The sequence below is a fragment of the Lactobacillus johnsonii genome (assembly GCF_014058685.1).
In the GTDB taxonomy this organism is placed as follows: Bacteria; Bacillota; Bacilli; order Lactobacillales; family Lactobacillaceae; genus Lactobacillus.
Map to the genome: position 1 here is coordinate 1,724,037 of NZ_CP059055.1, position 12,044 is coordinate 1,736,080.

Consider the following 12,044-nt stretch of genomic DNA (forward strand, 5'->3'; position numbering starts at 1 on the left):
ATATAAATATTTAGTAATTATATCAAGAAGAAGTTTTTGACATTCTGAATCATAATAATCATTCACTATTTTCACTACTTTTTCCCATCTATAGTTCAATAAAATTAAAAATAGTGAAAGTTATTGTTAGTAAAAATACAGTTTAACTAAATTCTTCAGGAAGCTGAAATATATTTTAATGTATAGCTTCAGTTTAAACTATGTATTACAAAGATAATAAATTTGTCACCCTATATACCCTTAAGTCGTGAGCTTTCCTATTCCCCCATAATTGTATGGCTTAAGTGATTTTCTTAATTAACTACCTTTGATACAGTCAGTTTAATTTCATTTACAAGTATAAAATTTATTATGATTTCAGGATAACAACTATATACTCCACTCATATTTATGTGCACGGTTAATTAAAGTAATTATCTCTATTCGGATATTACCGTGTTCAAATATCCTAAAGGTCACTTCGTTTTTCGGAGTGGCCTTTTTTGTGTCAAAATTGATTTTTATTTAAAAAGAAATTATAATTTTCATACTATCAAATAAAGGAATGGTTATGATGATTTTTTAAGTTATTAACTCTACGTAGAAATACTATTTTTTGAAAGCAGGTGAATTATTTGATCGACAATCAACCAAAAAAAACTAAAGCATTTATTGCGGGCGTAAATTTAAATGATCCTAATTTTGACTATTATATGACTGAACTAAGAGAATTAACACTTGCCAACAACCTAGATGTTGTTGGTCAAGCAAGCCAAAAGGCTGAAAATATCGTTGCGGGAACATATTTTGGTGTTGGTAAACTTAATCAAATTAAAGATATGGCTCGAGAATTACATGCTAAAATTTTAGTCATTAATGATGAACTTTCGCCAACTCAAATTAGAAACATTGAGAGCATGACAAAACTTAAAGTGCTTGATCGAACTGAATTAATTTTAGAAATTTTCTCTAATCGAGCACGTAGTAGACAAGCTAAACTACAAGTTCAACTTGCTCGATTACAATATGAACTACCTCGGCTTCATCCATCAGAAAACAATCTAGACCAACAGCGTGGTTCTGGTGGTGCAAGCGGTGGTTTTGCTAACCGTGGTTCTGGTGAAACTAAGCTTGAATTAAATAGACGAACCATTGGTAAACAAATTAGTGCAATTAAAAAGGAACTAAAAGACATTAGCAAACAAGAAGAAATAAAATCTGCTAGACGAAACAATTCTCGTCTACCACAAGTCGCCCTCGTTGGCTACACTAATGCTGGAAAATCAACAACGATGAATGAGTTGTTGAATGTCTTTAGTGATGAAGCTTCTAAAAAGCAAGTATTTGAAAAAAATATGCTATTTGCGACTTTAGATACTAGTGTTAGAAGAATTGACTTAAAAGATGACTTAAGTTTTATCCTTTCAGATACCGTTGGTTTTATCTCCAAGTTACCTCATAACTTAATTGAATCATTTAAAGCTACTTTGCAAGAAGCTAAAGATGCTGACTTGATAATCAATGTCGTAGATGCTTCCGATCATAATATGGTTCAAATGATTAAAACGACCCAAAAAGTTTTAGATGAGTTGAAAATTACCAATGTACCAATGATTACTGCTTATAATAAAGCCGACTTGACAGATCGCAATTATCCACAAATTGAGGGAAATGATATTTTATATTCAGCGAAAGATCCCGAGTCAATTAAGCAACTAGCTGATTTAATTGTTAAGAAAGTTTTTGATAATTACGAAAAGGTAAACTTGGTCTTACCTTTATCAGACGGTAAAAATTTAGCTTATCTTCATGAATATGGTCAAATTTTAAATGAAGATTTCAAAGATGACGGCGTTCATGTTACAGTAAGACTATCACCAAAAGATCTAGAAAAATTTAAAACTAAAACTGTTTAGCAAACAAAAAGACGTAGATTTTAAAATCTACGTCTTTTTTCATATTATTTATAAATAATTACAGCTTCGTTTTTCTCTACATTATCCCAAACTTTGGGAGCATCACTTGGTCTTAAGTTAACACATCCATAAGAACCATCATTTAGGTAAGCTGTTTTTGACCAATTCTTTCGCCAGCTATTATCATGGAAGCCGCAACCTGTTAAGGTAAATGGCATCCAGTATTTAACATCAACCGAGTATTTCGAACCATCATCATTTGTTCCCTTTAAAACACTTGGAGATTCTTTATAGTGAATATACCAAACTCCAGTAGGTGTTTCTAGGTTCTTATGAGCAAGCTTAGTCTCCACTGTACCAGTAACAATTGTATCTAATGTTAATACACATTTGCCATTCTTATAGACCCACATCTTTTGATCAGTTAAAGAAACAACAACATAATTATTACCAATTCCATTATTGCTTAACCCATAGCCAGTTCCATAGGTACTAAAACCTTCCCCATAGATATAATTCTTTCCATTAAGTGTTTGAACATCATTAGATAATGCATTCTCAACACCAGCTAATAATTTCTTTTCATTAATAGCCCAGCCATAGCTTTCATTCTTAACCTTCGTAACTTGACCATTTGGAAGCTTGAAGTCATAAGATTTGTGAAGAGTAGATACTTCTTTGTTAATGCTGTTAATTTTATCTTCTAGAATTTTTGTATCTAAAAATACATACTTATTATTTCTATATGATACATTTGGAAATACTTCTGCTCTTTTAAATACGAAAGATTTGCCATTTACAGTATATTTTACTTGACGATCTTTAATCTGATTTAATTTATCCTTTGCCTTTAATAAGGCATCATTTTGAAAATTCCATTTCTTTCGGCTAGGGTAGCGAGTATGTTGAGTTTCAAAATATGATTGAACTTCTTTACTCGTAATTACTTTATTACCGGTCTTCTTTAATACGACTTTATCTCCCTCTAAAATCGCATCATTTTTTGCTTTTTCATTTATTTTTGCAGTAGCCTTTTTGACCGTTAGCTTTCCGACAGGAATATCATAAATTACAACATTCGAATTAAAGTGGGTAGAATTAAATTTTTCTGCTTCAGCATTTCTTTTAGACTGAATATGACCAAAAATTAACCAACCTATTAAAATTATTATTAAGCCAATTAAAATACCTATTAGCCACTTACGATAGTTATTTGTGGGATGGGTATTTTTTTCTTCGTTTTTATTATTCATTAAAAATACCTATTTCCTTAAAAAAGTTCTTTTAATTATATCATAAAAAAGAAGGTTAATCTTCTGATTAACCTTCTAAAATAACTATCTTTATTTCAATTAATTAGTTTACACGGATTGCGTAATCTGGCATGAAGTAACTTGAGATAGAAGCTTGAGTTACATTTTGACCTGGTTGTGGTGCGTGTACGTATTGGTTGTTACCTACGTAAATAGCATCGTGGTAGTCACCCCACATTAAGATGTCACCAGCTTGTGCTTGGCTAACAGAAATGTGTTGACCTGCACCAGCTTGTTGGTAAGTAGTACGTCCAACGTTCTTACCAGCTTGGCTGTATGCGTATTGAACTAAACCAGAGCAGTCGTATGCATTAGGACCAGTTGCACCCCATACGTAAGGCTTACCAATTTGTGATTGTGCTGCGCTAACTACAGTTTGTGCAGTACTGCTGTTTGATTGAGTTGAAGCTTGTGGCTTAGCAGTTTGAGTAGTTGCTGCTTGACTTGAAGCTTGTTGAGTTGGTTGAGCTTGTTGTTGTGCAGGCTTAGCAACAGTGTTGTTTTGTGCAGGTGCAGTGTAAGTAGTGTTTGATTGAGTTGAAGCAGTAGATACTTGCTTAGTAGTTGCTGCAGTATTAGTTTGTACGTAATTAGTTTGTGCTGGAGCAGCTTGAGTGTTAGCTGAAACAGTTGTAGTTGCAGTTTGTTGTACAGGTGCTGAAGCTTGTTGTACGTTTGCTGCAGTATTAGTTTGTACAGGTGTAGTAGTTGCAACAGATGCAGTGTTAACTGAAGCAGTAGTTGCTGCTTGTTGTGCGTTGTTAACGTTAGCTGCTGGAGCTTGTGCAGCATTATTGTTTGCAACGTTAGCTGCAGGAACTTGACTTACAGTAGTAGCAACTGCAGATAAGTCAGCAGTAACTGCGATTGGAGCTTCTTCTTCAACGTTGTCAGATGAAATCCATTGATTTCCACCTAAGTTGTACCAAGTTTCACCTTTAACAGTCTTAACTTTCTTGTATGTCTTCCAGCTTGATTGGTGTGGTAAGTACTTACCAGTTTGTTGCTTACCATCTTCGTAGCTGTTCCAAACAGCAACACTTTCACCAGTCTTAGAGTTTACCTTTACAACACCAATTTCTTTTGCAGGTGCTTGAAGAGTAGAAGCTTGAGCAGTACCGTTAAAAGATAATGAGTTTAATTTAGCTGCACTTAAAGTTGCAATACCTGCAACAGCGAATGAAGCAGCGGTTGTAAATTTGATTACTTTAGATTTGATAGTCAAGGGTTATTCCTCCATAAAATTCATTTTCTTAATTATCAACATAGCCGTCATTAATTAACTAAAAAGTTATACTATGTGTTTCTTTGTTTAATTGACAATGGTTATTGTAGGGTATAAATATTACAGCCCTGTTACAAAACTAAATCATTGTCATTACATTTAGCTTATTATCAACCTTTTTCATATTCAAAATCTATTTATTTTCTAGCTTTTTTACGATCTTATCTAGTTCTTTAGCTGTCTTTTCCCAGTTGTCATTATTTAATACATGTGCTTTTTCAGCAAGTTCATCTGACAAATGTAAATCACGCTTAAATTCAAAACTATTTAATCTTTTATCAATTTCACTAGCTTTATCCCCGCGTCCTAATAATCGCTTTTTTAGAACTGAAAAATCTGAAACAGTTAAATAAATAAAATATGCTTGCTTTCCTAATTTTTCTAAATAGGACTTAACTCCGTCAGTCTCAACAATCAAAGAAACCAAGTCATTCTTTGCCCATGCTTTTTCCAAAGCTTCTTTACTTGAGCCATATTGATATTCCCCATATTTTACATGTTCAAAGAAATGAAGTTTTTTAAAACTCTCATCAGTTTCAAAATAATATGACTTCCCCGGAATTTCTCCTTGTCTCATTGGCCTAGTAGTATGTGTTACTACACGCGGAATATTATATTTTTCCGTTAAGTATTTTGAGACTGTTGTCTTTCCTACTCCACTTGGTCCCGCAATTATGATAATTCTTTGCAAAATATTACTCTCCCGCTTGAAATCGACTATTATATATAATAGTATTTCACTATTGTAAAACATTTCTGTACAGAAAAGGGAGTTTTTTAAATGAAAAAAGCTGATGTAAAAATTGGTCAAATTTTAGCTGCTACTTCTGAGGAAGAACTTAAGCATCCTTTTCAAGGAAAAGTAGAAAAAATTTATGAAAATTCTGCTTTGCTAGCTATCACTTCATATGACCCAGAAGATGAATCTTCAGTTAATGAATTAAACAATAAAATGGTCATTAACTTCAAGAGCTTAAAGAAGGTAAAATCACCTGCACGTGGAAAGACTGCCGCAACAAACGATGTAAAGATTTCTAAAGTTGAACCTGACAAAAAGGATAAAGAATCAAAATAAAAATTAAGCCTAAATATTTTTTTGTTTTATCAAAGGAACCTAAAATCACATGAAAAAACGGCTTCAAACATTCTTATTTTGGTTTATTTTAATTCAGCCATTTTTAGATATTTATTGGTTATCTAGGCCACCACTTCTAAAATTTTCAATCCCCACTATTTTGAGAGTTTTAGGAGTTTTTATTGCCTTTATCTTATTCTTTAGTATTAAAAATAATTGGCAAAGATTCAGAAAACAATGGTGGATTATTGCTTATATTGGAGTTTTAATCTTATACTCAATTTTTCACCTAATTTCGGTAAGAAATTTTACTGGTGTGGACGCAACAGGTTTCCATTACTCACCTAAAGTTGAAATTTTTTATCTAGTAAGAGCTTGTCTGCCACTAATTGTTATCTATATTACCTCATACAGCGGTTTTAAGGAGAAATACTTTTTCCGCGTAATTCAAGGTATCTCAGGCTTATATTCTTTAACAATCGTTATCTCAAATCTATTTCTTTTCTCATTAACTTCATACCATACTACTGAAGCTAAAAGAATTAGTGCTAATATTTTTTCTTGGTTTACTCAAACAAATTATCCTTTTAATGCCTTAGCTTCTAAAGGAGTTTTCTTTCAAGCTAACACTTTATCAGCTATTTTGTTTATGATCATGCCTATTATGCTCTATATTCTTTATAAAGAGTTTAATCTTTTAAATATAGTTCTAGTGAGTGCGCAAGCATTAGCAATGTTAATGCTTGGAACAAAAGTTGGAAATTTCGGACTGATTATTAGCCTAGTGGTCTTTTTATTTGTCTTCTTAATTCACAGTTTAATTTTGAAGAATACTAAGTTTTCAGCCAAATTCTTAATTACATTAATTTGTATACTAACTGCTTCGGCTGCTATTTTCCCTTATAGTCCAACCCTCAGACGGTCTTCACTTGAAAGTGGTGTAGCTCAAAAGAGAAGCAATCTTGGCGACAAAAAGAGGCTTGACCAAGAACTTAATGCTGGATTGGAAAGATATAAAGGCAAAAAACAAGAAGACTATCTTAAAGAATTTATCAAGAAAAATTACTGGGTATATTCTTTAAAACATGATCTAGTATTGGAGCATTACACTTATCAAAATGATCCATACTACTGGCTTGAAGTGATGAAAAGACCAGCAAATGAACGCCTAAATTATCGACATCTAGAAAAAGATATCTTAAACCGCGTCATGAAAACTGATAAAAACAAATCAAATAAATTGTTTGGTATTTCTTTTAGCCGTGAAAATAATATTGCCCCACTAGAGCGAGACTTTTTAGCACAATATTATTCAATGGGAATATTAGGAGTCATCCTCTTAGACGTTATTTACTTATTTGTTCTAGGCTATGGCATCTTTTATTGGCTGTTCAATAAAAAAGTAAGATCCTTTTTAAACTCTTCGCTATTACTATCAGAAGGATTTATCTTGTTTGCTGCTTTTTATGCAGGTAATGTACTTGAATACTTATCAGCAACTTTAGTAATGGCATTTATCTTAGGATTTTTATTGCAAAATATTCGCTATAGTCGTTATTCAGAAATATCTTCCAAATAACTAAACAAAAGGCCTTATTTCGAATTGTATTCATCGAAATAAGGCCTTTTTATTGCTAAATTATCTTTATTATTTTAATTCTCTTACAAAAGTACGGTCAGGTACTCTAATTAAGTAGTACCTAGCTGCTGTCTTACCGGCATGCATTCTTAAACCATTCTGCCAGTTTTTCTTATAGGTAGCCGTATAAGTAGCCACATAAGCATTTTGGTAGCGTGCATCTGCTTGGACTAATTGCTTAGATGAATAAGGAATAGCTCCCGCTTGAACAGACATTGGATTTTTTCCGTCAGAAATTGTAGCATAATTACTCGTAACAGTTACTCTGTTTCCGTTACTATAAAAAGTATATGTCTGAATTGGAGTTTTTTTATTGTCAGATTTAGCGGTGACATAGTATGAGCGTTTATTGCCCGCTGTTAAAATTAATGGTTGATATTCAATTTTACTAGATAAAACCTGTTTATTTTCTAAATCAGGATTGTAAAATAAAGTGATGCTAAACATATAGATCGCACCGCATAAAAGAATTAAAACTTCTAAAATATCTAACAAGGTAGTTTTCCACTCAAAGCGTTTGCGATCTTTTACAATCATTATTAAGTGACGTTTTCGAATATTTTGTACAATAAAAATTAAATATAAAACCAGAATTAACCAGGCCAAAATACCTAAAATATTCCATCCAAGTGTCATAAGGGAACCTCCATTTTCTTTAAGTTAAGTATACGGTACTTAGTGGCGTTTTTAAAACTTTTTTTGATTTGACTTTAACTTTAAAAATCGCGACAATTGAATATGTAGAAGGTAGTTTTGGTATATAACGATAGGCAAAACTATGGTAAAAATAGCTTTTTATACAATTACAGGACAAACGCAACGGTTCATAGATAAAACGGGGCTTGATGCACATCGAATTGAGGATGCTCATCCTCAATATCAAATGAATGATAAATACATTTTGATTTTACCTTCATATCAAGATTTTATGATGGATTCCGTTGTTGATTTTTTAACATATAAAGATAATAAAAAAAATCTTTTAGGATTAATTGGATGTGGTAATCGTAACTTTAACGATCTTTTTGGCCAAACAGCAAAAAAGATCTCGGTTACATTACATGTTCCTATTCTTTACTTACTAGAACTTAGTGGCAATTCGACTGACGTCAAAAATGTTCGTCAAATTGTTATGGAAGCTCGAAAAAAAGAAAAAGGTGCACAAAAAGATTTACCAATTCAAAATCCAGCTCTTAGCAATATTAGTTTCTTAAGTGACTTCAGGCAGAAAAATGAATAAAAAACCTTATTATAAAGCAAACAACTGGAACACTGTAGAAGAGCAAGTAGATCGTTCTGCTTGGGCGAGATTAAATGATATTGTTTACGAACCTCGTCGTGTTCCAATTTATAAAGATCAGAAAGAGTTTCTTCATCTCCCTAAAAACGAACAAACTGTGATTTTGCACAGTTTTGGCTCTTTAACGCTCTCTTCTACTCTCCAAATGAAAGTAGCTCTATCCGAAATAAAAAAAGATGCTGAAAATTCTGAAGAAGTTGCTGTATATAATGCACTTCAATATCTAGAATCTATTAATAATAAGGCATATAGCTATGTATTAGCTGAATTCTCTGATTCTAAAAAACAAGAAGATGCCTATGAATGGGCAAACCAAAATCCTTATCTACAAAAAAAGATGAAACTTCTAAATACAGTATATCAATCAGGAAATACTATTCAGAAAAAAGCTGCTCACGTTTTTCTATCAACTGGCCTTTATCATTCATCATTTTTTGGCCCGTTATATTTATTCGGACAACATAAATTACCAAGAACGGCAGAATTGATTAAATATGCCCTTAGAATTACAACTTTAAATGGCATTTATACCGGAATTAAGTTTCGGCGAGATTTTTTCAAACTTTCTAAGAAAGAACAGAAAAAAGTGCATGATTGGGTATATGATCTATGTGATAATTTATATGACAATGAGCTTAGCCATATTAAACTCTTGTATCAGAATACTGATCTTGAAGATAAGGTCGAGCATTACATTCATTACACATTAAATAAAGCTCTTATGAATTTAGGACAAGAGCCAAAATATCCAGAAAATGTTGAGACTTTAGATCCAATTTTGACCACTGGTCTGATGGAAAGTGCAATGATTGAGGATTTCTTCTTTTACACTAATGCCCATCCCATCCTAAAAATGCGTGAAATAACAAAATAAGGAGTTAGCATAAAGGCTAGCTCCTTATTTTGTTTTCTTAGTTTTTGTTTCGGGTTTTTGATAGTTGCGAATTACTTCAATCTTTTCTTCAATTGCTTTAACTAGTAATGCACTATATTTTTCTGGATCGGCTACGATCTCATCACTTGAACCCAAGATATCAATTCGGAAGTGAGAAACATTTACATATTCTGAAATAGTTTCAAAATAAATATTTACTTCATATTCATCCTCATTGTTACAAAAGTTGCTAATTTTTTTGTAGTTAGCAAATGGAAGATTAATGATGTTACTTTCAAGGGCAAAAGTCATTGGTCTTCTTCCACTAATGGCCAGCTGCGTTTGAATGAGGGAATCATGTTTAAAAGCTTGCACAGCTTCACTAATCATTTTAGTTGCAATATTTTTTAATTTTGTCTTAGTTATTTCGCTATATTTAATTGTCTCAAGATCTTGAAGATAATCTTGTTCTTCAATTTTTTTAGTTATTTCTTCTTGTTTAATTTTCACGATAAAAATTCCTTTGTGTATCCTTTTTCATTACTAAGATACTCAATAAATCTTTTTCATGCAACTACAAAAATTAACTACTCGTCTAATCAAGTTGCAAAGCAAAACTAAGTAATTCCATTACTTTAAGCATATCTTCTGGTCTAAGATGATCTGCTGGTTTTTCATCGAGCAATCTCATTCTAGAAAAAGTTTGAATTTGAGCTGCATTTACACGACCATGAATATGATATCCGAATAAGTCCAAGTAGGTAGGGAAATGGTTGCCGTGGGATGTAATTGGACAAACCATTAGGTAATTAGTCTTTTCATTATATGAATTAGACGATACTACTACCGCAGGATGTTTTCCCTTCATTTCTTGTCCAACTGACGGTGAAAAATCCGCCCACACAATATCTCCCTGTTTAAATTTATTCTTCGGCATGACGTAATTCCTCCATAGCCATATTTTCCCAAGCTTCCCTTTCTGGTCCTGGTACATCTTCAAATTTAGCATCGGAGGTATAAGGATTAGAAATTTTCGGTATTAAGATCAAACTTCCATCAGCTTTCTGATGAATTGCATACTCAGTTCCTACCTCTACTTTAAAAGAAGCAGGTAGTGAAAAGCCAACTGAATTACCGACCTTTTGAGTTACAATATGATGAATAGATATTTTCATAAGTTTTTACCTCATTAAGTTACTTTCAAGGATATTGTAGTACTAAAAAAGACTAACTTTCAAAAGAAAGCTAGTCTTTTTTGCGAGAAACATACAAAAGTATGTCAGGGTCTTTGTTTCACAGCCAAAGTAGCCCATCATCAGCACTTCCCGTGCTTTGACTTCGCAAGTCTAGATGATCTCTGTCAAAGAACGCATCTCGCGTTTTCCTCGACTCGTCGCATGTCCTATTATACCAAATTTTTCTTGTTTTTTCTATTTTGACGCTTCTTGAAAAAGATTTCTCCAATTAACTGTGCAAGCATAAAACCCATCGCTATTGCTATCGTGACAATTGCTACACGCAGGATCAGATCTTCTGCATCAGATAATTGACCTTCTACCATCGCACGCACCGCCTGGTAGGCCGGTACACCTGGGACTAAAGGAACTACACCCGGAATATTAAAAACAGTTACTGGACACTTTTTAATACGAGCAAATACCAGCCCTAGAATTCCAACACACAGGGCTCCTAAAAGATTAGACCCCAATCGGCCAACACCGATTCGATTTGCCAGCCAGTATAGAATCCAACCTGCACTTCCGCTAATGCCACATAAAACTAAAGCGCGGTGTGGGACGTTAATAATTAACCCAAAGCCAACAGCTGCAAGCCATGCAAATACTAAATTAATAATTATTTCTAACCAAAAAGGCATTACATCACACCCCACAACAACTTAATTGCAATACCAATTCCGCCACCTAAAGCAATTGCTGTTAGAACAGCCTCGGTTGTCCGAGCCATTCCTGATAATAAGTCGCCACCAAACAGATCACGTAATGCATTAGTGATTGCTACACCGGGCACTAAAGTCATCAAGGAACCAATCAAAATATTATCAACTACAAGTTTAGGAAAGATTTTACAAGTCAAAATAGTAATAACCCCCATAAATATTGCAGTTACCATTTCAGCTAAAAAACGAATATTAGTATAGCGTTTAATAGCTAAATAAAGAGCATAAGATACTCCGCCGATCACAGCAGCTGCCGGAAAATCAATCCAGTCATAATCATCCATAAACAAGACCATTAAAGTAGGACTTAAAATAGCCGCTCCAATAATTTGAAGCCATATTGGAAAGTCTGGAATTGAAATGGAAACTTGTTTTAAACGCTCTTGTAATTCCTTTAATGTTATTTCTTTAGCCGCGAATTCACGTGATAATTCATTAACTCGATCTACTAATTCTAAGTTAATATTTCTTTTTTTAACTTGTGTAACCTGAGTATAAGAGTGTTCACCCAAACTCATAAAAATTCCAGTTGGAGTCGTAAAACATCTTGCACCAGTAATTCCGGCATTACGCGCTATTCTCATCATCGTATCTTCAACTCGATACGTTTCACTGCCGCCTTCAATCATTAATCTACCAGCTTTTAAGCAAGTATCTAAAACCTCAGCAGCATAATCTTGGCTTACCCGCTCTTTATCCATTTCAA

At 33.2% G+C, this 12,044-nt stretch carries 14 protein-coding genes; 5 read left to right on the forward strand and 9 right to left on the reverse strand.

Annotated elements, in window-relative coordinates; translation table 11 throughout:
• Positions 1-614 precede the first annotated feature (614 nt).
• Positions 615-1,895 carry a GTPase HflX gene (hflX, locus tag H0I41_RS08320; protein WP_135014187.1) on the forward strand — a complete coding sequence of 427 codons (1,281 nt, stop codon included), beginning with the start codon at positions 615-617 and terminating at the stop codon, positions 1,893-1,895.
• Positions 1,896-1,939: 44 nt separating this feature from the next.
• On the opposite strand, the gene H0I41_RS08325 is transcribed toward hflX, so the two are convergent.
• The 3 genes from H0I41_RS08325 to H0I41_RS08335 form a co-directional block, all read right to left on the reverse strand.
• A complete protein-coding gene (locus H0I41_RS08325; RefSeq protein WP_135014188.1) occupies positions 1,940-3,148 on the reverse strand; it encodes a L,D-transpeptidase family protein in 1,209 nt (402 codons plus the stop codon).
• Between the two features lie 103 nt (positions 3,149-3,251).
• A complete protein-coding gene (locus H0I41_RS08330) occupies positions 3,252-4,433 on the reverse strand; it encodes a C40 family peptidase (protein WP_023599974.1) in 1,182 nt (393 codons plus the stop codon).
• 193 nt (positions 4,434-4,626) lie between these two features.
• A complete protein-coding gene (locus H0I41_RS08335; protein ID WP_135014189.1) occupies positions 4,627-5,184 on the reverse strand; it encodes a guanylate kinase in 558 nt (185 codons plus the stop codon).
• Positions 5,185-5,274: 90 nt separating this feature from the next.
• On the opposite strand from H0I41_RS08335, the gene H0I41_RS08340 reads away from it, so the two are divergent.
• Both H0I41_RS08340 and H0I41_RS08345 read left to right on the forward strand, forming a co-directional pair.
• Positions 5,275-5,568, forward strand: coding sequence for a hypothetical protein (locus tag H0I41_RS08340; RefSeq protein ID WP_004896564.1), 294 nt, complete (start codon positions 5,275-5,277; stop codon positions 5,566-5,568).
• Positions 5,569-5,617: 49 nt separating this feature from the next.
• Positions 5,618-7,147, forward strand: a complete 1,530-nt coding sequence (locus H0I41_RS08345; RefSeq protein WP_135014190.1) for an O-antigen ligase family protein — start codon at positions 5,618-5,620, stop codon at positions 7,145-7,147.
• Positions 7,148-7,216: 69 nt separating this feature from the next.
• On the opposite strand, the gene H0I41_RS08350 is transcribed toward H0I41_RS08345, so the two are convergent.
• Complete coding sequence (locus tag H0I41_RS08350; protein ID WP_004897996.1) at positions 7,217-7,843, reverse strand: LVIS_2131 family protein; 627 nt, start codon at positions 7,841-7,843, stop codon at positions 7,217-7,219.
• Positions 7,844-7,985: 142 nt separating this feature from the next.
• Here H0I41_RS08350 and nrdI point away from each other — a divergent pair, with 142 nt between their 5' ends.
• Positions 7,986-8,447 (forward strand): class Ib ribonucleoside-diphosphate reductase assembly flavoprotein NrdI, encoded by a 462-nt coding sequence (gene nrdI / locus H0I41_RS08355; RefSeq protein ID WP_004897997.1) that lies wholly within the window; start codon positions 7,986-7,988, stop codon positions 8,445-8,447.
• Complete coding sequence (locus tag H0I41_RS08360) at positions 8,440-9,381, forward strand: ribonucleotide-diphosphate reductase subunit beta (protein ID WP_135014191.1); 942 nt, start codon at positions 8,440-8,442, stop codon at positions 9,379-9,381. Before nrdI ends, H0I41_RS08360 begins: the two co-directional genes overlap by 8 nt.
• A 24-nt stretch (positions 9,382-9,405) precedes the next feature.
• On the opposite strand, the gene H0I41_RS08365 is transcribed toward H0I41_RS08360, so the two are convergent.
• The 5 genes from H0I41_RS08365 to H0I41_RS08385 all read right to left on the reverse strand — a co-directional run bounded on the left by H0I41_RS08365 (position 9,406) and on the right by H0I41_RS08385 (position 12,039).
• Positions 9,406-9,891: a hypothetical protein gene (locus H0I41_RS08365; protein ID WP_135014192.1), complete on the reverse strand. Its 486-nt coding sequence runs from the start codon at positions 9,889-9,891 to the stop codon at positions 9,406-9,408.
• Between the two features lie 85 nt (positions 9,892-9,976).
• Positions 9,977-10,318: a type II toxin-antitoxin system PemK/MazF family toxin gene (locus tag H0I41_RS08370; protein WP_004898000.1), complete on the reverse strand. Its 342-nt coding sequence runs from the start codon at positions 10,316-10,318 to the stop codon at positions 9,977-9,979.
• A complete protein-coding gene (mazE, locus tag H0I41_RS08375) occupies positions 10,305-10,556 on the reverse strand; it encodes a type II toxin-antitoxin system PemI/MazE family antitoxin (protein WP_004898001.1) in 252 nt (83 codons plus the stop codon). The genes H0I41_RS08370 and mazE overlap by 14 nt, the downstream gene beginning before the upstream one ends.
• Before the next feature lie 230 nt (positions 10,557-10,786).
• Positions 10,787-11,257 (reverse strand): threonine/serine exporter family protein, encoded by a 471-nt coding sequence (locus H0I41_RS08380; RefSeq protein ID WP_011162503.1) that lies wholly within the window; start codon positions 11,255-11,257, stop codon positions 10,787-10,789.
• Positions 11,257-12,039 carry a threonine/serine exporter family protein gene (locus H0I41_RS08385; RefSeq protein ID WP_086875185.1) on the reverse strand — a complete coding sequence of 261 codons (783 nt, stop codon included), beginning with the start codon at positions 12,037-12,039 and terminating at the stop codon, positions 11,257-11,259. Before H0I41_RS08385 ends, H0I41_RS08380 begins: the two co-directional genes overlap by 1 nt.
• Positions 12,040-12,044 lie beyond the last annotated feature (5 nt).

Excerpts from the sequence above, each read along its gene's own strand:
- H0I41_RS08385 (WP_086875185.1), bottom strand. The coding sequence starts at position 12,039 with ATGGATAAAGAGCGGGTAAGCCAAGATTATGCTGCTGAGGTTTTAGAT.
- H0I41_RS08325 (WP_135014188.1), bottom strand. The coding sequence starts at position 3,148 with ATGAATAATAAAAACGAAGAAAAAAATACCCATCCCACAAATAACTAT.
- H0I41_RS08340 (WP_004896564.1), top strand. The coding sequence starts at position 5,275 with ATGAAAAAAGCTGATGTAAAAATTGGTCAAATTTTAGCTGCTACTTCT.
- H0I41_RS08380 (WP_011162503.1), bottom strand. The coding sequence starts at position 11,257 with ATGCCTTTTTGGTTAGAAATAATTATTAATTTAGTATTTGCATGGCTT.
- H0I41_RS08345 (WP_135014190.1), top strand. The coding sequence starts at position 5,618 with ATGAAAAAACGGCTTCAAACATTCTTATTTTGGTTTATTTTAATTCAG.
- nrdI (WP_004897997.1), top strand. The coding sequence starts at position 7,986 with ATGGTAAAAATAGCTTTTTATACAATTACAGGACAAACGCAACGGTTC.
- mazE (WP_004898001.1), bottom strand. The coding sequence starts at position 10,556 with ATGAAAATATCTATTCATCATATTGTAACTCAAAAGGTCGGTAATTCA.
- H0I41_RS08360 (WP_135014191.1), top strand. The coding sequence starts at position 8,440 with ATGAATAAAAAACCTTATTATAAAGCAAACAACTGGAACACTGTAGAA.
- H0I41_RS08370 (WP_004898000.1), bottom strand. The coding sequence starts at position 10,318 with ATGCCGAAGAATAAATTTAAACAGGGAGATATTGTGTGGGCGGATTTT.
- H0I41_RS08350 (WP_004897996.1), bottom strand. The coding sequence starts at position 7,843 with ATGACACTTGGATGGAATATTTTAGGTATTTTGGCCTGGTTAATTCTG.